Annotated in this window: 16 protein-coding genes; 11 read left to right on the top strand and 5 right to left on the bottom strand. The window is 64.4% G+C overall.

The features are described from left to right. The first annotated feature begins 13 nt into the window (after positions 1 to 13). The 6 genes from QKE30_RS03780 to QKE30_RS03755 all read left to right on the top strand — a co-directional run bounded on the left by QKE30_RS03780 (position 14) and on the right by QKE30_RS03755 (position 6,325). Entirely contained in the window at positions 14 to 1,216 is a 1,203-nt protein-coding gene (locus QKE30_RS03780) for a glycosyltransferase family 4 protein (protein WP_239201340.1), read from the top strand. Positions 1,217 to 1,344: 128 nt separating this feature from the next. Beyond that, positions 1,345 to 2,313 (top strand): ROK family protein, encoded by a 969-nt coding sequence (locus QKE30_RS03775; RefSeq protein WP_239201342.1) that lies wholly within the window; start codon positions 1,345 to 1,347, stop codon positions 2,311 to 2,313. Between the two features lie 32 nt (positions 2,314 to 2,345). Continuing rightward, entirely contained in the window at positions 2,346 to 3,074 is a 729-nt protein-coding gene (locus QKE30_RS03770; protein ID WP_239201345.1) for a lysophospholipid acyltransferase family protein, read from the top strand. Between the two features lie 118 nt (positions 3,075 to 3,192). Further along, the gene (locus QKE30_RS03765) at positions 3,193 to 4,287 is read left to right on the top strand and encodes an acyltransferase family protein (protein WP_239201347.1); all 1,095 of its coding nucleotides are present in this window, start codon (positions 3,193 to 3,195) and stop codon (positions 4,285 to 4,287) included. 31 nt (positions 4,288 to 4,318) lie between these two features. Next, entirely contained in the window at positions 4,319 to 4,831 is a 513-nt protein-coding gene (locus tag QKE30_RS03760) for a polyadenylate-specific 3'-exoribonuclease AS (protein WP_239201349.1), read from the top strand. 105 nt (positions 4,832 to 4,936) lie between these two features. Next, entirely contained in the window at positions 4,937 to 6,325 is a 1,389-nt protein-coding gene (locus tag QKE30_RS03755; RefSeq protein ID WP_035005483.1) for a 3-deoxy-7-phosphoheptulonate synthase class II, read from the top strand. Positions 6,326 to 6,414: 89 nt separating this feature from the next. Here QKE30_RS03755 and QKE30_RS03750 read toward each other — a convergent pair whose 3' ends face one another. Next, on the bottom strand, positions 6,415 to 8,757 hold the full coding sequence (locus QKE30_RS03750) for a PASTA domain-containing protein (protein ID WP_239201351.1): 2,343 nt from the start codon (positions 8,755 to 8,757) through the stop codon (positions 6,415 to 6,417). Between the two features lie 294 nt (positions 8,758 to 9,051). Here QKE30_RS03750 and QKE30_RS03745 point away from each other — a divergent pair, with 294 nt between their 5' ends. Beyond that, on the top strand, positions 9,052 to 9,402 hold the full coding sequence (locus QKE30_RS03745; RefSeq protein WP_239201369.1) for an Rv2175c family DNA-binding protein: 351 nt from the start codon (positions 9,052 to 9,054) through the stop codon (positions 9,400 to 9,402). Here the strand turns inward: QKE30_RS03745 and QKE30_RS03740 are convergent. Genes QKE30_RS03740 through QKE30_RS03730 form a run of 3 tightly spaced genes read right to left on the bottom strand, consistent with a single transcriptional unit; the run spans position 9,302 to position 13,866 of the window. After that, positions 9,302 to 10,972, bottom strand: a complete 1,671-nt coding sequence (locus tag QKE30_RS03740) for an alpha-(1->6)-mannopyranosyltransferase A (protein WP_239201353.1) — start codon at positions 10,970 to 10,972, stop codon at positions 9,302 to 9,304. The two genes, QKE30_RS03745 and QKE30_RS03740, sit on opposite strands and share 101 nt — an antisense overlap. Next, entirely contained in the window at positions 10,969 to 12,735 is a 1,767-nt protein-coding gene (gene crtI, locus QKE30_RS03735) for a phytoene desaturase family protein (protein ID WP_239201354.1), read from the bottom strand. Before crtI ends, QKE30_RS03740 begins: the two co-directional genes overlap by 4 nt. Further along, complete coding sequence (locus QKE30_RS03730; protein ID WP_239201355.1) at positions 12,736 to 13,866, bottom strand: polyprenyl synthetase family protein; 1,131 nt, start codon at positions 13,864 to 13,866, stop codon at positions 12,736 to 12,738. A gap of 186 nt (positions 13,867 to 14,052) precedes the next feature. Here QKE30_RS03730 and metF point away from each other — a divergent pair, with 186 nt between their 5' ends. Further along, positions 14,053 to 15,021: a methylenetetrahydrofolate reductase [NAD(P)H] gene (gene metF, locus QKE30_RS03725; protein ID WP_239201356.1), complete on the top strand. Its 969-nt coding sequence runs from the start codon at positions 14,053 to 14,055 to the stop codon at positions 15,019 to 15,021. A gap of 32 nt (positions 15,022 to 15,053) precedes the next feature. Here the strand turns inward: metF and QKE30_RS03720 are convergent, their stop codons facing one another. Next, positions 15,054 to 15,686 (bottom strand): GNAT family N-acetyltransferase, encoded by a 633-nt coding sequence (locus QKE30_RS03720; protein WP_239201359.1) that lies wholly within the window; start codon positions 15,684 to 15,686, stop codon positions 15,054 to 15,056. Between the two features lie 189 nt (positions 15,687 to 15,875). Here QKE30_RS03720 and QKE30_RS03715 point away from each other — a divergent pair, with 189 nt between their 5' ends. The 3 genes from QKE30_RS03715 to mraZ all read left to right on the top strand — a co-directional run bounded on the left by QKE30_RS03715 (position 15,876) and on the right by mraZ (position 17,828). Further along, on the top strand, positions 15,876 to 16,310 hold the full coding sequence (locus tag QKE30_RS03715; RefSeq protein ID WP_239201362.1) for an SAV_6107 family HEPN domain-containing protein: 435 nt from the start codon (positions 15,876 to 15,878) through the stop codon (positions 16,308 to 16,310). Between the two features lie 140 nt (positions 16,311 to 16,450). Beyond that, positions 16,451 to 16,861 (top strand): DUF3040 domain-containing protein, encoded by a 411-nt coding sequence (locus tag QKE30_RS03710; protein ID WP_239201363.1) that lies wholly within the window; start codon positions 16,451 to 16,453, stop codon positions 16,859 to 16,861. A 535-nt stretch (positions 16,862 to 17,396) separates the two neighbouring features. Continuing rightward, positions 17,397 to 17,828 (top strand): division/cell wall cluster transcriptional repressor MraZ, encoded by a 432-nt coding sequence (gene mraZ, locus QKE30_RS03705; protein WP_239201372.1) that lies wholly within the window; start codon positions 17,397 to 17,399, stop codon positions 17,826 to 17,828. The last annotated feature ends 9 nt before the right edge of the window (positions 17,829 to 17,837 follow it).

Raw genomic sequence — 17,837 nt, 5'->3', positions numbered from 1 at the left:
AGCATCCTTGCGTATGGCCAAGGAAGACCAGCCCCAAGAAAACCGGCAGAGCCACCCGCGCGTCCTCGTCGTAACTAACGACTTCCCGCCGACCCTCGGCGGGATTCAGACCTACGTGCGCGACTACCTCTCCACGCTGAACCCGGAGAACGTCGTTGTCTTCGCCTCCACGCAGAACACGGAGGATGCCCGCGCCTTCGACGCGCAACAGTCCTACCGGGTGGTTCGCTGGCCGCGCAGCGTGATGCTGCCCACCCCAGCCACCGCACGGAAGATGCAGCAGCTGATCCGCGAGCACAACATCCACACCGTCTGGTTCGGCGCCGCCGCACCGCTGGCGCTGATGGCCAAGGCCGCACGTGCAGCGGGAGCTCGCCGCGTGGTCGCCTCCACGCACGGCCACGAGGTCGGCTGGTCCATGTTCCCCGGCTCCCGCCAGGTGCTACGGCGCATCGGCAACACCGTGGACTGCCTGACCTACGTTTCCCACTACGCGCGCAACCGCATGGCCGCCGCGTTTGGCCCCACCGTCGCCTGGGAACCCATGCCCGGCGGGGTGAACACCGACCTTTTCCGCCCGGACCCAGCCATGCGGGAAACCCTGCGCGCCCGCTATGGCCTGGGGGACAAGAAGGTCATCGTCGCCGTTTCCCGCCTGGTCCCGCGCAAGGGCCAGGACACGCTGGTCAGAGCCATGCCCGCCGTCCTGCGCGAGCACCCGGATGCGCACCTGCTGATCGTCGGACCCGGTACGTACCGCGGGAAGTTGGAGAAACTGGCGCGTCGGCTGGGCGTCATAAAGAACACAACTTTTACCGGCGCCGTCGATGTAGAGGAGCTACCGGGGCATTTCGTGGCCGGCGATGTGTTTGCGCTGCCGGTGCGCACGCAGCTGGGCGGGCTGTCGGTGGAAGGCCTCGGCATCGTGTTCCTGGAGGCGCAGGCCGCCGGAGTGGCCACTGTCGCGGGCAATGGCGGCGGCGCGCCTGAGACGGTGATCGATGGGGAGACCGGGCTGGTCGTGGACTCACGGGACCTCGATGACGTTGTGGGGTGTATCTCTTCTTTGCTTGGTGACGCCCCCACGCGCCAGCGGCTATCGAACGCAGCGAGGGAGTACGTGACGGGGAAGTGGACCTGGGAAGTCCTCGGCCACCAGTGCCGTGCGGTGATGGCCGGAACCGGCGGCATTCCGCCGCACCACAGCTTCGCCTGAGACCCGGCTGGCCGGGGGAAGGTAGCGGCAGAATTTCTATGCGCTGCCCGGCTGGCTAGAATGAGGGGGTTAATCGGCACAGAAGAGTACAGACAAGCACAGACGAAGTGGAGAGGGTGGAACGCCTAGTGACTGGGACCCTAACCGTGGGCGTGGACATCGGTGGCACGAACCTGCGCGCCGCCGTAGTGGACGCGGACGGGCAGATCCTGGACATCGAGAAGCTGCCCACACCCTCTAGCGTGTACGCGCTGGAAACCGCGCTGGCGCACGCCATCGGCTGCCTGCAACGCCGCAACGAGGGCATTGTGGCGGTGGGCCTGGCCGTGGCGGGGTTTATTAACTCCCAGCGCGATACGGTGCGCTTCGCCCCGCACCTGCCGTGGCGCAACGCGAAAGTGACCGAACGGCTGAGCGCGAAGCTAGGGCTGCCGGTGGAGCTGGAGCACGACGCAAACTCGGCCGCGCTGGGGGAGTACTACCTGGGGGCCGCGCAGAACGCGGGGACGTGGGTCCTGTTCGCACTGGGCACCGGCATCGGTGGTGCCGTGATGGTGGACGGGGAGATCTACCGCGGAGCTTTCGGCACCGCCCCGGAGTTTGGGCACCTGACCGTCATGCCCGGCGGGCGGGCGTGCCCCTGCGGCAAGCAGGGCTGCCTGGAGCGCTACTGCTCTGGCTCGGCGCTGGCGCTGACGGCGCAGGACCTGATTGCAACCGGCCGCTACCCGGATTCGGCCATCACCCGCGAGTACGTCCAGCACCCGGAGGAGATCTCCGGCCGGGCGATCGTGCGCCTGGCCCGGGAGGGCGATCCGCTGGCCCGCGCCGCCATCGAGGACATGGGGCTGTGGCTGGGGCGCGGCCTGTCCCTTGTGCAGGACGTGCTGGATCCGGAGCTGATCGTGATCGGCGGGGGAGTCAGCTCCGACGCGGACCTGTTCCTGGACCAGGCGGAATCGATGATGAACTACAGCATCGTCGGTGCAGGCCACCGCCCGGTAGCAGAGGTGAAAACCGCACAGCTGGGTGGCGATGCCGGTATGATCGGCGTGGCGCTGCTGGCGCGCAAGCAGCTTGAGCGTGGCGCTGAATAGGGAAGCCACCAAGGGACGGTAAGTTTTAGAACATGCAGAACAAGGCGTATTGGTTTTTCAAGTACATCCTCATTGGCCCGTGGCTGCGCGTGTACAACCGCCCCTTCACCAAGGGGTTGGAGAAGCTGCCGAAGGAGGGGGCGGGCATCCTGGCCTCCAACCACCTGGCGGTGATGGACTCGTTCTACCTGCCACTGGTATCCAAGCGCCAGCTGACCTTCCTGGCTAAGAAGGAATACTTCACCACCCCGGGCCTGGTCGGTGGCATCCAGAAGTTCTTCTTCAGCTCCGTCGGCCAGGTGCCGATCGACCGCGAGGATAAGGAATCCCAAAACGCCGCCATGGGCACCGCCCTGAAGGTACTGGAGCGCGGGGATCTGCTGGGAATGTACCCGGAGGGCACCCGCTCCCCGGACGGGCGCCTATACCGCGGCAAGACCGGCCTGGCCCGCATCGCCCTGGAATCCGGCCAGAAGGTCTACCCGGTGGCCATGATCAACACGAACAAGGCCAACCCGATCGGCACCTGGATCCCGCGCCCCGCCCGCTGTGGGGTGTACGTCGGCGACCCGATCGATCCGGATGATTTCCGCGATGCCGGCGACGACTACGCGCAGGCCAGGGCTCTGACCGACGCGATTATGGAGGCCCTCCACGAACTGTCCGGCCAGGAGTATGTAAAGGACTTCTACGCTGCTGACGTGAAGAAATCCCTCGAGGCTGGCAAGGGTTACCCGCCGGGCTCCGAGCCGCGCAGCTAGCTATTCAATAGCTACTAGGTAGCTTCTTGGTAGCTACTCGGTAGGACTTTCACCAGGCATTTGCGTCCCCTCATTGGTTTGACTTCACGCGTGTGAACCTGATTCTGTTATAAGAATTATGGCAACTAAAGCGAGAGTCGAATGGGCTGATGCAGCCAAGGGTTTGTCCATCATTGGCGTGTGCATCATGCACGTCGTCACCGGTGTTCCCGGTGGCCAGGACACGGGACTCGGCCATTTCTCTAGTTTCCTCGACCCACTGCGGATGCCACTGTTCTTCCTGGTGTCGGGGCTTTTTGCACACCGCATTCTAGAACGTTCCTTCGCTGACCTGTGGTACCGCCGATTGTGGTTCCTGCTGGTGCCCTACCTGGTCTTCAACCCGTTCCACGCGCTGACGCGCATGCGGATCGACGGCAATGTCTCCTGGCTCGGCTTGGGTAAAGCCATGGTGCTGGGCAACGTGGGGCTCTGGTTCCTCTACGCCCTGATGCTCTACAACATCTTCGCCTGGATGCTGCGCAAGCAGCCGCCGTGGCTGGCGACCCTGGTTTCCTGCATCCCGCTGGTCGTCGGAGCCTTCCTCGGCGGCGGCGAGGACATTTTCTTCCGCCACGTGCTGACGTACGCCCCGATGTTCTTCATCGGCCTGCACTACCGCGACTTCTTCTTCCGCCTAGCCCGCGAGGCCTTCCGCCCCTGGGTGGTAATCGGCAGCGCGGTGTTGTTCTTCGGCACCGAGTACGTGATGCGCACTTTATCTAAGACACTTTTTAGTGATTGGACGCCCACTGTTGCGGCTATAACCCTGGGAACGGACCTGGTGCGCTCCTTGGCTGCTGTGCCGTTTGCCATCGTCGTTTCCGTTTGGATCTGCGCGATTCCGCATGTAAACCGCCTGTTCCTGTTCGTCGGCCGCAACACCTTGCAGGTCTACGTCTTCCACCCCTTGGGCCTGTATCTTCTGGGCGGGATTGCCGGGTCCTTGGCCACGGCACACCCGGAAACGCTCTCCTTCCTGGGCACCATGGCAGGTCAGCTGTGGTGGGGCATCGGCGCTTGCGTGGTGGCCTCCGCAGTCGGCTATGCGATCGGGAAGACTCCCTACCTGGGCTGGGTGCTGTTCCCGCCGGCACTGCGGCGTCCACAAGAAGAGCAGCAACAATCTCGCAACAGCGCACCCGCAGGCGGCGAGCGAGCCCCTTCGGCCTAGCGCGACCCAAAGGGATCTAAACTGGATAATCGTGCGCTACTTCTACGACACAGAATTCATCGAAGACGGCTCCACGATCGACCTGATCTCCATCGGCGTGGTGGCTGAGGACGGCCGCGAGTTCTACGCGGTCTCTACCGAATTCAACGAGCACCGGGCAGGGCAGTGGGTGAAGAAGAACGTGCTGCCGCTGCTGCCCCCGCGCTCAGACAAGGCGTGGATGGATCGCGCGACGCTGCGCACCAAACTGCATGAGTTCCTGGTTCCCGAGCGCACCACCCGCGGTCGCGGTAAGCCTAGCGACCGGCCTGAGCTCTGGGCCTGGGTGGGCGCCTACGATCACGTGGCCCTGGCGCAACTGTGGGGCGATATGACGGGCCTGCCCTCCGACCTACCGCGCTTCACCCACGAGCTCAAGCAGCTGTGGGAGATGGCCGGCCGCCCGCGGCTACCCGAGAGCCCGAGCAATGCCCACGACGCGCTGGCGGACGCCCGCTTCAACGTGGTGAAGTACCGCCTGTCCATGGAGGCCCTGCAGTCCTAATCGCCCCGCCGGGGCTTCAGCGCAAGGGCCGCAGCCGTGGCGCCCCGCGCAGCTGAAAGGGATCTAAATGGCAATGAAACAGGCCACATACAGTATGATCTGCCTATGGCTTGGACTATTGATGCACCGTTAGATGAACTCCCCGATCTGCCGCCGCTGCCAGCGGACATGGCGGAGAAATTAGAAGACGCGCTGTCCCGCGACGCGAAGCAGCAGCCCAGCTGGGATCCGGACCACGCGGGCCGCGTGCGCAAGATCCTGGAATCCGTGCCGCCGATCGTGGTGGCCCCGGAAGTTAAGAAGCTGAAGAAGCAGCTGGCAGACGTGGCCTTGGGCAAGGCTTTCCTGCTGCAGGGCGGCGACTGCGCCGAAACCTTCGAGACGAACACCGAGCCGCACCTGCGCGGCAACGTTAAGACCCTGCTGCAGATGGCAGTCGTGCTGACCTACGGCGCCTCCACCCCCGTGGTGAAGATGGGCCGCATCGCCGGCCAGTACGCGAAGCCGCGCTCCGCGGACCGCGACTCCAACGGTTTGCTGAACTACCGCGGTGACCTGGTCAACGGCGTGGAGGCCACCGAGGAAGCCCGCGCCCACGACCCATCCCGCATGGTGCGCGCCTACGCAAACTCCTCCGCGGCGATGAACCTGGTGCGCGCGCTGACTAACTCCGGCACCGCCGACCTGTACAAGCTGCACGAGTGGAACCGCGAGTTCGTGACGAACTCCCCGGCGGGTGCCCGCTACGAGGCCCTGGCCACCGAGATCGATCGCGGCCTGGAGTTCATGTCCGCTTGCGGTGTGACCTCCGAGAGCCTGCGCTCCGCGGACATCTTCGCCTCCCACGAGGCTCTGGTTCTGGATTACGAGCGCGCAATGCTGCGCCTGGCCCACGACGAAGAGGGCAACGACGCGCTGTACAACCTGTCCGCGCACCAGGTGTGGATCGGCGAGCGCACCCGCGGCCTGGACGACGCGCACATCCGCTTCGCGTCCCTGATCGCCAACCCGGTGGGCGTGAAGATCGGCCCGACGACCACCCCGGAGGAGGCTGTCGGCTACGTCCGCCAGCTGGACCCGAACAACACTCCGGGCCGCCTGACGCTGATCACCCGCATGGGCTACGACAAGATCCGCACGGCCCTGCCGCCCATCGTCGAGGCAGTGGAGGCCACCGGCCACAAGGTCATCTGGCAGTGCGACCCGATGCACGGCAACACCTACACCTCCAACAACGGCTACAAGACCCGCGACTTCGATCGCATCATCGACGAGGTTCAGGGCTTCTTCGAGGTGCACCGCAAGATCGGTTCGCACCCGGGCGGCATCCACGTGGAGCTGACCGGCGAAGACGTTACCGAGGTTGTCGGCGGCGGCCAGTCCATCACGGACCTGGACCTGCCGGAGCGTTACGCCACCACCGTGGACCCGCGCCTGAACACCCAGCAGTCGCTGGAGCTGGCGTTCCTGGTCGCGGAGATGCTGCGCAACTAAAGCGCTAAGCGCCCGGGCGCCGGTATCAGCCCTGGGCGCGCCCAAGCCAGCGCCCAGCTGGCGTGCAAGCGCCGGCTGCGCGCGAGCTTTTAGACCGTGGTCAGCGTGACCACGGCACCGCGGTGGCTACGAGCGCTGGGGCCGGGGGATTGACCCAGAACCAAGCCGTTGGGATCCCCCTTGATCTCCACCTCGAAGCCCGCGTCTTCCAGCTTCTCCCGAGCCCTTTCCCCAGTGAGCCCCAAAACCCAGGGCACGCGCTGGGACGTTGACTCGCGGATCTCCACATCTGTGTTCTTCGACGGGTCCACCAGTTCACCCGCACCAGGCGATTGCTCTGCTACGTCGCCGGAATCCTCGGAAGAGTCCTCCACGGGGGCGCCATCGACCGGGTTGAGGCCGGCCTCCCGCAGAGCCTTACGGGCGTCATCAATAGAAAGACCCTGCACGTCCGGCACCTCGATTGCGTTCGAGAGCACCAGAGTCACCTCCGATCCGGACTCGACCTCCGCGCCCTCCTTCGGGTCGGTGCGGATGGCCTGGCCGGCGGGGATGTCCTTGTTGAACTCCTCGGTTTCCTCGGCGACCTGCAAGCCAGCCTTCTCCAGGGTCTTCTTCGCCCGCTCGCTGTCCTGGCCTTTCACGCCCGGCACGGTGACGGGGCGCTTGCCCTTGCTCATGCGCACCTCGACGGTGGAACCGGTGTTTACTTCGGTTCCAGCGGCGGGTTGAACCTCTGCGACGTGGCCTTTTGCGATCTCGTCGGAGTAGACGTCATCGCCCTTCTTCACCTTGAGCGTGCGGTCGGTGAGCTTGTTCGTGTAGTACTGCAGGCTCGAGTTGGTGCCCGGATCCGGGACCGTTGGCTTGCCCAGGGAAAGCAGTACCGCGACTTCGGAACCCCGCACGGCCTTCTGCCCCTTGGCGGGATCGGTGCCCATGACGGTGTTCTTCTCCGACTTATTGTCGTAGCGCTCGTCCAGGGTGGAGCTGAAACCAGCTTCCTCGACAGTGGCCTGAGCTGTGGCTTTATCCATGCCTATTACGGTCGGGATTTCGCCGTAGCGGCCCGTGGTGAACCACCATCCGCCCAGCACCATGCCAATGACCAGGGCGATGAGGAGGACGATCCAGAAGACCGTCGCCACCGGGGACTTGTTGCTGAGCTTCGGCGCCCGCCGTGCTGGCCCCGGGCGGTGCGGTGCGTGACGGTTTTGCGCGTGCGGTGCCGGGTTATGTGGCACAGGGTTATGTGACGCAGGGCCGTGCTGTGCATACGGCGCGTGCGGCTGGTGTTGCATGCGCGTCGGGTTGGTGTGCGGGGCGTTGGCATTGTGGGGGAGCACCCCCTCGCCCGGTTCGCCCGGCCGCTCCGCGTACCCCGGTCGGCCTTCCGGCTGGAATTGCGTGACGGCGGTGTGGTGCGTCCCCGGCCGAGCGCGATCCTCCTGGGGCAGGACGACCGCGCGGGTGGACATAGATTCGTCGTCCCACGGGGTGCGCTCGCCGAAGTCGGTTCCCGCCAATGCGCTGCGTACGGCGGACTCGGTGGGGGCGGGCACCTGGAAATCGGGGACGTCGAGGTCCTCGGCGGCCTGCTCTACGGCTTCTAGGAACTCGGCGCCGTCTACGAAGCGCTGCGTAGGGTCGCGGTGGCAGGCGCGCAGAACCAGCTCGTCGATCTCCGGCGGGATATCGGGCATCAGCGTGCTGGGGGCGGGGACGGGGCGGTTGATGCGCGCCATGGCCGTCTCGATGGGCGTGCCGCCCTTGAAAGGCGTGCGTCCGGTGAGCAGCTCAAAAAGCAGGATGCCGGCGGAGTACACGTCGCTGGCTTGAGTCAGGTTCTCCCCGCGCACCTGCTCCGGGGAGAGGTAGCCGACGGTGCCGATGACCTGCCCGTTGACGGAGGTGGTGGCGTTGGTGGGGTCGCCCATCGCCTTGTTGATGGCACGCACCAGTCCGAAGTCGGCCAGCTTGACCTGGTTCCGGTCGCTGATCAGCACGTTATCCGGCTTGATGTCGCGGTGGATCATGCCCTTGGCATGGGCGATCGACAGCGCGGTGAGCACCGGCCGCATCACTGCGATGGCGGCGTGGGGCGGCATGGGGCCGCGCTCCTTTAGTAGTTCGCGGAGCGATCCGCCTTCGACCAGCTCCATCACCAGGAAGACATAGTCGTCGTCCACGCCCTGGTCGAAGACGTTCACCAGCGACGGGTCGCTGAGCTTCGCCACCGCGCGGGCCTCGCGCTCGAAGCGGGTGCGGAAGGCAGGTTCGCGGGCGAGTGCCGGATCCATCACCTTGACCGCCACTTCGCGGTCCAGGCGCGTATCGATAGCTGCATAGACTGTGGACATGCCACCGCGGGCGATCTGGGCGCCGATGCGGTAGCGCCACTCCAGCAGGTCTCCGGGGTGTAGCTCGCTCACGTCTATTTTCAGCCTCGTTTTCTAGCGGTTATCAGGGTCTATGGGTGGGCTTACAAGAGATGCTCTTGTGTGTAGTTGTGCTCAGTGTTACGCAATTATTCTAGTGGTACTCGTGTCATTATACGTTTAGCCTGGTGCGCGCCCTACTCGTTTCCTATTGACTCTTATTGACGCCCACGCGCTACAGTGGCCACCGTGAGTAAAGAAAACAAGCACGCAGAAGATCACGGCACCTCCGCACGCTCTGGCGCACGCCCTGGCCAGGAGGGGCAGGGGCGCGTACTCGCGGAGCCGGTGAACGGCGTTCCCGCTGGTGAAGAGGTTCTGACCCTACCAGAAGTCGCGGAGCGAATGAACTTGGTTGTTACCAAGGTCATGGACATTCTGGGCAAGAAGCAGCTGCTGGCAGTCGAGATCGACCGCGTGCGGCACGTGCCGGCCCGCTTCTTGGACGAGGACGGGCAGCTGAACCGCTTTGTCCCCGGGGCGATCGCCCTGCTGAGCGACGGCGGCTACTCCGACGCGGAGATCCTGGATTACCTCTTTACTGAGGACGACTCTCTGCCGGGGCGCCCGGTGGATGCCCTGCACGGCCACCTTGCCCGCGAGGTGATGCGTCGGGCGCAGGCGATGGCAATTCTATAGCCCACCGCGCCTGCTGCGCCTGCTTATCCTGCTGCCCCTGCTGCTGACGGCGGGGCGGAAATTCCAGGCAGGCCTGGACCACCCAGGCGAAGATCGCCGCGAAGGCGAGCACCCACCACAGTGCGTACAAGCGATTGTTTCCGCCGCCGTCGAACATGAAGGTAACCCACATGCAGAACACGCTGGTGAGGTAGATGACCATGCGCGATTGGCTGGCCAGCACAACCAGCGCTAGGGGCGCGGTGTAGTACCAAGGCAGCGTCACCGTGTTGAGCACGCAGGTGATCGCATAGGCGACGGCCATGCCGGTAAACGCGGTGCGCTCGTCATGGCGGAACAGCCACCAGCTGGCGACCAGACCGAGGAGCATCAGGGCGCTGCTGACCGGACGGATCGCATCCACCAGCACGTTGAAAGTCAGGTCGTCATTGATACGCGACAGCACGGGCTCCAACGAGGAGGCGAGGAAGGACGGCAGCGCCAGGGGGTTAATGACCTTGGAGTTGCCGGTAACTTCTGTGACCCAGCCCCACGTCTGATTGGTTAGGGCGGTCACGAGCGCCAGTACGCCTACACACGCCAGCACGCTGAGCAGACCCGCCCACACCAGCGTGCCGAAGCGGCGCCACGTATCGGCAAGGCGCAGCCACCGAGCCTTGCCTGCGGAGTAGGGCAGGGGGCCTGCCAGTCGAGCAACCATGATCCAGACGACGAAGGGCAGGGCGATAAACGCCGTGGCCTTCAGCGCTGCCGCCACTCCAATCAGGGCCGATGCAGCCAGGCCGCCTGGAACCGGCTGCAGCTTCACCGCGCACAGGCAGCCGAGAAGTACCAGCGCCATCATCATGTTCTCGGTGTGCATACCGCCCACCAGGTGCAGCACGCTCAGGGGGTTGAACACGCCCAGCCAGACGGCAACGTCAGGCCGGATACCCAGATGTGTAGCGAGCTTCGCCACCGCCCAGGCCATCATCAGCACGGATGCGATGGAGAGCAGCTTAAAGGCGAAGATGCCGGCGGTGATGTTATCGCCGGTGACGGAAGTGATGGCCTGCCCCACGCCCATGTGCAGGGGGCCGTAGGGCGTGGTGGTGTTGCGCCAGTCGGCGCTGACCTCGAACAGCAGAGGGCCGGGGTTGGCCGCCGCGCCGACCTCGTAGGCGTTGAAGCCATCGCGGGCCAGGGTGCCTTGCATCAGGTAGGAGTAAATATCCCGCGACATCAGCGGTCCGGCCAGCACCAAGGGGCCGATCCAGGCGGCGACGGCGGAGCGGCGCAGCGGCTCACCGTGCACGAGGATATGCCGCCCGACGATGATCCAACTGAGCACCATCGCCGCCAAGGCGAACCACATCACAACCGTCACCATGCCTGCGGCATGGCCGAAGGTAAAGGAGCTTAGGCCGATGACCTGCATGATGCCACCGCGCGAGCGCACGGCGCCGACGCTGTGGGAGGTGATCGTCAAAATGATGCTGCCGACGAGCCCCAGCCAGATAGCGCGGCTGTAGCCCACCGACTGCAGCCAGTAGCGAACCCGGTCCGCAAAGCTCTCCGCAGCCGCCGTCACAACACACCACCGCCGGTGATACGGCGGGCAGCCAACGCTCCGGAGAGGATGACGGTAGGCACACCCACTCCCGGCGTGGTCGAGGAACCGGCGAGCACCAGGTTGTCCACACCGAACGCGCGGGCATTTCGAGGCCGGAACGGGCCAGTCTGGGTGAAGGAATGCGCCAACGCGAACGGGGTGCCCGCGCCGAAACCGTGGTCGGCCTGCCACGAGGCCGGGGTATCCACCCGGGCGGTGCGGAAGTGCTCAGCAATACCCGTGTAGCCGCGGGCCTCCAGCATCTCCACAAGTTCCTGGACGTACGGGTCCGTGACGTTCTCCCAGTCGATATCTGCCGAACGGAGGTTCGGAGCCGGGGCGAGGATGCTCAATGGTTCAAAGGCGCTGGCCGGAGGAGACACGGCGTCACCCTCAAGTACACCGCCGAAGGTGCGGTCAGCAACAGATCGCGCCGGGCGAGTAAGCAGCAATGATGGGTCACTCATCAGCCTGCCGCGACCGTGCGGGGCGGTGATCTCGCGGAAGGTTTCGTCCCATGCCTCCCCGAAGCTGATGGTGTGGTGGCGCTGCGACTCCCAGCGGCGGGAAACGTCCGTCGGAATGCTGCCGTGGATCACCACCGCCGAGGGGGACCAACGCAGTGGGGCGACCTTGCGCCACACGCGGCGGGCGAAGGAGCGGGAAACCAGCCCGCTTTCCCGGCCGGAACGGGTGAGCAGCTCGCCTACCACCGGCAGATCCGGGGTGGCCACGACCGCATCGCACTCAATGTACTCGCCGGAACGGGTGCGCACGCCTGTGATGAGGTCCTCCGCGAAGTCTACGTGCTCGACCGCATCCGAAGTGATGATGCGCCCGCCGGCGGCCCGTAGTGCCGCGGCCATGACCTCCGGCACCTCGCTCATGGAAAAGTCCGGGTAGAACACTCCCATGGAGGTATCCATGTGTGAAATGACGGTGTAGACTGCGCGCGCGTTCTTTGGCGCTACACCTGCGTAGAGCGCCTGGAAGGTAAACAACCGCTGGAGTTCTGCGTCGGGGATGTGCCGTGCTGTGGTCTTGCCGAGGCTGCCGAAGGCGCCGAGGGAGCCGAGGTGGCCAAGGTCGGACGCCGCAGCGGGCGTGGACAGCAGATCCAGCGCACCGTCGAAGTCGGCGGCTAGGAAGTTCTCGAAGCTGGCGCTGAAGACATTCTGCGACCATTCCCGGTGGGTCAGATAACCGGCGGCCAGCTCGTCTGTGGCGGCGCGGTCCAGGCCCTTGGAATCCGCGAAGCGGCGGATCTCCGCCACCATCGCATCGCGGTCGGCGAAGACCTCGGCGTGGCGGCCGCTGGCAAACTGCGCGTGATAGGCCGGAGCCAGGCGCTGGGGAGCCCACGGGCGCTCCAGACCCAGCTGCTCGGCGGCGGCCTCGGAGCGTAAGTCGATGCCGACGGAGGCCACGGCGGATTCGACCAGGCCGGGCATCGTCAGCACGGTGGCGCCGGTATCGGCCACGAAGTCCCCGTGTGCGCTGGTCAGCTGCTCGCTACGGCAACGGCCACCCACGGCGTTGGCGGCCTCGATGACGGTGACCTCGCGCCCCGCGGAACGCAACCGCAGGGCGGCGGAAAGCCCGGCCAGTCCGGCGCCGATCACAACTACGCGCTCGCCGTTGCCGGGCAGGCGCTTGCGCATCGTGGGGCGCGTCATGGGTACCAAGGGGCTGGGCAGGCTCAGGTGACGGCGACCGTCGGCAGAGCGGGTGGATAGCTTCATTTAAAACCTCCGGTGCGTTAGTTCTTCCGCCAGCTGGGTCAGCTCCGCGGTGATGTCGGTGCCCAGACCACCAGCTTGCAGGGAGTCGATGGCCCGCTGCGTGCGCGCCTCGATCAGCTTTTCCACCTCGGCCTGCGCGCCCGTGTCGTAGATGATGTCGCGGAGGCGTTCGATGTCCGCCTCCGCGGACTGCGCGCCCTTGCCGAGCCCTTCGCGTAGGGCTGCGACCTGGGATTCGTCGCCCCGCTGCAATGCCTCGTTGATAAGGGTGGTGCGCTTGCCGGTGCGCAGATCATCGCCGGAGGGCTTGCCGGTGACCTCCGGATCGCCGAACACTCCCAACTGATCGTCGCGCAGCTGGAAGGCCTCGCCGATGTCCTGGCCCACAGTGCGGAGCATGGTCTGAGTCTGTTCGTTGGCGCCCGCCAGCGCGGCGCCGATGTGCAGCGGGCGGGCGACGGTGTAGGAGGCCGTCTTGTACTTGATCACGGCAAAGGAATCGGCGACGTCCTCGCTGCCGTTGGCTTCCAGGGCGATGTCCAGGATCTGACCGGCGATCACCTCGGTGCGCATTGCCCGCCAGGCTGGGCGCGCCCGCTGTAGCGCGGTGGTGCTCAGCCCCGAGCCGTTGTACAGGTCGTCCGCCCAGGCGAAGGCGAGGTCGCCGATGAGGATTGCCTGGCTGACCCCGTAGTGCTCGGAGGAACCCAGCCAGCCGCGTTCGCTGTGCTTCGATTCGAAGGTGCGGTGGGCGGTGGGGAAGCCGCGCCGGGTATCGGAGCGGTCAATGATGTCGTCGTGGATGAGGGCGCAGGCCTGGATGAACTCGAAGGCAGACAGTGCGTTCAGAATGGCGCCCTGGTCGATGCCTGCAGCTGGCGATGAACCGCCGCCGCCTTCGAGCGCCGCGCGGATGCCGGCCCAGGCGAAGGTCGGGCGGACGCGCTTGCCTCCATTGACGATGAAGTCGCGCAGCACCGTGATGGCACCGCTGACGAGGGAGCCGATGTGGGAGAACTCCTCTTGGGAGCGGCTCAGGTACTCCTTTAGTTGGGCATCGACGGCGGACGGAACTGCGGACAGTGGGGAATCGAGGCGCCAGGGGTGCGCGGCCAGCTCATCGGTACTCATGGCTCTCTATTCTAAGGGCTCGCGCGACAAGTGCGAGCAACGGTAGTGCTGGGATGACGCCACCGTGGCGGGCGGGTGGCACGGGGCAGCGAACGGACAGGCCGCGGGGGTGATTGCGCGCAGGGAAAATACCAAATGTAGACCAAAGCCTTGAAATGGACAGCTCTGTCTATATGATCTTTGGGTATGGCTAGTATCCGCAGGCAGGTTGCCGTATCCCAGTCCCTTTCGCTCTACACTCCCGGGCGCGTTCCGTTCTCCGTGGAGTTCATGCCGCCGCGCGATGACGCGGCCGAAGAGCGTCTGTGGAACGCAGCCGAGGCATTCCACGACCTCGGTGTGAGCTTCGCCTCGGTAACTTATGGCGCCGGCGGCAGCACTCGCGAGCGCACCCTGCGTGTCGCCGAGCGCCTAGGTACTAAGCCGCTGACAACCCTGGTGCACATGACGCTGGTGCAGCACACCAAGGAAGAGCTGCAAGACATGCTGCGCACCTATGCCTCGCTGGGGCTGACGAACCTGCTGGCGCTGCGCGGCGACCCGCCGGGGGATCCAAACGCCGAATGGGTGCCCACCCCCGGTGGTTTGAACTACGCCAGTGAGCTGATCGAAATGATCCGCGAAATGCCCGAATGCGCCGACTTCGACATCGGCATCGCCAGCTTCCCGGAAGGCCACTACCGCACGGGATCTTTGGAGCAGGACACGGAATACACTCTGGTCAAGCTCCGCGCCGGAGCACAGTACTCGATCACGCAGATGTTCTTCGACGTGGACCACTACCTGCGCTTGCGCGATCGCCTGGCGAAGGCGGATCCGGAGCACGGCCAGAAGCCGATCATCCCGGGGCTGATGCCGATTACCTCTCTGCGGAGTGTGCGCCGCCAGATGGAGCTGGCGGGTGCTGCTCTGCCACCGAAGCTGGAGAAGCGCCTGCTGGATGCGGCAGCCGGGGACGAGGTCGCCAACCGCGACGCCATCCGCGAGGTCGGCATCGAGGTGACCACTGAGATGGCCGAGCGTCTCATTGCCGAGGGAGTTCCGGACCTGCACTTCATGACGATGAATAACGTGCGCGCCACCCAGGAGGTCCTGCATAACCTGGGCATGGCTCCGGCATGGGGGCCGGGGCTGGGTCACGACATGGTGCGCTAGCCACAGGCGCACTCGACGCTAGGAGTGGCCCGTTAGCTGCGCTTGCGTTGCAGAATTCCGAACGGCCGGGGGTCCGCCGGGAACTTAAAATTCCGCAGCACATCGGTAAACCCGGCCTTGCGATAAAGCTGCCAGGCCGCGTTGGCCTCGCCTTCCACCTCGGGCGTGGAGAGCATCACCGTGTTCTGAGGTGTTCGCTCTAGCAGGTCGTTCAGGATTGTGGTGCCGACGCCCTCACCTTGCGCCGGCGGGAGTACATGTATTTCGGATAATTCGGCGTAGGCGTGCAGTATCCGGGTGGCCTCCGCACGGGAGTGTCCGTTAAGCACTAGACCGCGGGCGACTTGGCGATACCACCAGGTGTTGGGGGAGCCACGGAAGGTAAAACCGATGCCCACGCAGCGCTGGCGGGCGTTGCCCGGATCCGGCTGTTCCTCCGCGCGATGTAGGAGTGCCATGCTGCAAGTGAAGTCCGGTTGGGATCCGTTGTAAAACCACAGAGACTTGCGCTGGGGGTGCGTCTCGTTTGGATAGTCCATGGCCGCAAGGTGAATATCGATGAGCTCGTCGAGCCGAGTGATGAAGTGGCGATTGGTGGCGGGAACCACGGACACGCGCATGGGGGAATCGGCGGCGGGGGGTGTGCGGGGCGTGTCCTGGGGCATGGCTTCAATAGTGCCACTGCTGGGGGAGGCGATGGAGGAAGATTGGCGCGAAAGATGACGATTAGAACATATGTTCTATTTTGAGTCTTGTTTTCGGTGATATGTCCGAGGCGCTTCCTAGGGTGAGGCCTAACGGTCAAGACGATAGGCCAACAAAGCGATAGGCCAAGAGAATAAGGGGACGAGACGATGGACGAGAACATTCAGGCCCAACCCAAGCAGCTGGGGGCGCGGGCTCGTTACAGTCGCAGTCGCGGGGTGCGGGGGTTCCTGGACGAGGCGGAGCGCCAATTGGAGCTATCTCGATCGGAACTACGTGAGCCCGAGGCGATCGTCTATGCCTATCGAGCTGCCTTGCGGGCGGCGGGTGCTTTGATTGAGTGGGAGATGGCCACGCGAAAGCGTCGACCTTCCGGGAGTGCGTGGGTGAAGCTGCGGGTTTTGCGCCCCGACTTGGAGGATTGGGCAGAGACTTTTGAAGTACACGCACGGGTAGCAAGCAGGGCGGGGTTGGGGCTTAATCGAGGGCTGCCCGAGAATGCGCGTGGCACGATCTATCGCGATGCTTGCGATCTGGTGGACCTTGCCCGCGGGGTAGTGAACTACCTGCCGGAGGTTGCCTAGATCGAAAGCGGGCATTGTTTGAAAACCGCAGGTTGATGTAGGGTGGATGGGTGAGAAGTGGGCGGAGCTCGCCCGGGCTGGAAACTTTCTTTACGTCTTAAGCGTTAGGAAGAATAGCCGCAAACATTTGGGAGGTCGCGATGGCTCTATCGGAGCAAGAGCAGAGGATGCTCGCGGAGATCGAACGGGCGTTGATCGCCGAGGATCCGCGCTTGGCAAAGCAGGCTTCCAGTAGCGGCGAACAGACGATCAGCTTCAACATCCGCTCGATTGCGCTCATTGTCCTTGGCCTTGCGGTGATGGTTGGCGGCATTGCCGCGGCTCAGCTCTCGCTGTGGTTCGTGGCGCTGAGTGTGCTCGGGTTCCTGATCATGTTTGGCGGCGGCCTTCTGGCATTCCAGTCCAACGATGATCCGGAGACTGCGGCCATCAAGCGCTCCAAGTCTTCCAAGAGCGGCAAGCCCGGTGTGGCGAAGAAGGCTGGCTCGGGCCACTCCGGTGGCATCGGCGACAAGATGGAAGATAGCTTCCGTCGCCGCTTCGAGCGCTAGGTCAAGCCCGCTAGTTAGATCTAACTTCAGGAACCACCGTCCTCCATGCATGGAGGACGGTGGTTTTGTCGTATCCAGTCGAAACCAGGGGGATTCTCCCCACTTTGCCCCACCTCAAGCCTTTTTGATCTCTCTGGTGTTGTGGACGGGAGCGTCCAAGCGTCGGCAGAGGGATGGCTTGAATATTCCTAGCTGCGCAAATGTCTCAGTTGGCTGAGGTGAAGGGGTGGGGGAATGGTGGCGTCACAAAGAAAGAAGGGTGAGGGGTCGTGTGTGAAGGGGTGAGGGGCGAAGGGGTAAAGTCCAGCTTGAACGTTGTTGATGTGAAGAATATTGAGAAAAGATGCGCACAAACACCTCGTGTTGTGGAGTTTGTGGGGGAGAGTGGGGTAAAGTGGGGCTCGTTGGAACAAAGCTGTGCCAACAACTCCAAACTTCATAGCGAAACCACTGGTCAGGGCTAGTAACAGTCCGCTACCTACGGCAAAAACGGCGATAGAAAGCAAGAGATCTTCCAACAGAAAGGGGCCGATGTATGTTTTTCGGCACCTTCACGCCGAAGCTGGACGACAAGGGTCGACTGACCCTGCCAGCAAAGTTTCGGGAAGAGCTCGGTGACGGCCTGATGGTCGTGAAAGGGCAGGATCGCAGCCTGGCTGTGTACCCCAAGGCAGAGTTTCTGGTGCGGGCGAAGAAGGCGGCTGAAGCCTCACGCACAAACCCGAAAGCTCGCGCCTTCGTGCGCAACCTGGCGGCCAGTGCCGACGAGCAAACCCTCGATTCGCAGGGGCGCATCTCAGTCTCGGCGATGCACCGGGACTACGCGGGGCTGACGAAGGAATGCGTTGTGATCGGCAACGTCGACTTCATTGAGATTTGGGACGCCGAAAGCTGGGCCGAGTACAGCGCGGAGCACGAAGAGGATTTCTCTGACGGCGACGACGAAGTGTTGGCGACATTCCTGTAGCCCCGAAGG

This window comes from Corynebacterium sp. c24Ua_83 (assembly GCF_039907245.1).
Taxonomy (GTDB): Bacteria; Actinomycetota; Actinomycetes; order Mycobacteriales; family Mycobacteriaceae; genus Corynebacterium.
This window is presented reverse-complemented; position numbering and strand designations above follow the sequence as displayed.

Bases quoted from the DNA above. Each gene is read 5' to 3' on its own strand.
- QKE30_RS03720 (WP_239201359.1), bottom strand. From the start codon at position 15,686: ATGCCCCAGGACACGCCCCGCACACCCCCCGCCGCCGATTCCCCCATG.
- metF (WP_239201356.1), top strand. From the start codon at position 14,053: ATGGCTAGTATCCGCAGGCAGGTTGCCGTATCCCAGTCCCTTTCGCTC.
- mraZ (WP_239201372.1), top strand. From the start codon at position 17,397: ATGTTTTTCGGCACCTTCACGCCGAAGCTGGACGACAAGGGTCGACTG.
- QKE30_RS03780 (WP_239201340.1), top strand. From the start codon at position 14: ATGGCCAAGGAAGACCAGCCCCAAGAAAACCGGCAGAGCCACCCGCGC.
- crtI (WP_239201354.1), bottom strand. From the start codon at position 12,735: ATGAAGCTATCCACCCGCTCTGCCGACGGTCGCCGTCACCTGAGCCTG.
- QKE30_RS03715 (WP_239201362.1), top strand. From the start codon at position 15,876: ATGGACGAGAACATTCAGGCCCAACCCAAGCAGCTGGGGGCGCGGGCT.
- QKE30_RS03770 (WP_239201345.1), top strand. From the start codon at position 2,346: ATGCAGAACAAGGCGTATTGGTTTTTCAAGTACATCCTCATTGGCCCG.
- QKE30_RS03755 (WP_035005483.1), top strand. From the start codon at position 4,937: ATGGCTTGGACTATTGATGCACCGTTAGATGAACTCCCCGATCTGCCG.
- QKE30_RS03710 (WP_239201363.1), top strand. From the start codon at position 16,451: ATGGCTCTATCGGAGCAAGAGCAGAGGATGCTCGCGGAGATCGAACGG.
- QKE30_RS03730 (WP_239201355.1), bottom strand. From the start codon at position 13,866: ATGAGTACCGATGAGCTGGCCGCGCACCCCTGGCGCCTCGATTCCCCA.
- QKE30_RS03765 (WP_239201347.1), top strand. From the start codon at position 3,193: ATGGCAACTAAAGCGAGAGTCGAATGGGCTGATGCAGCCAAGGGTTTG.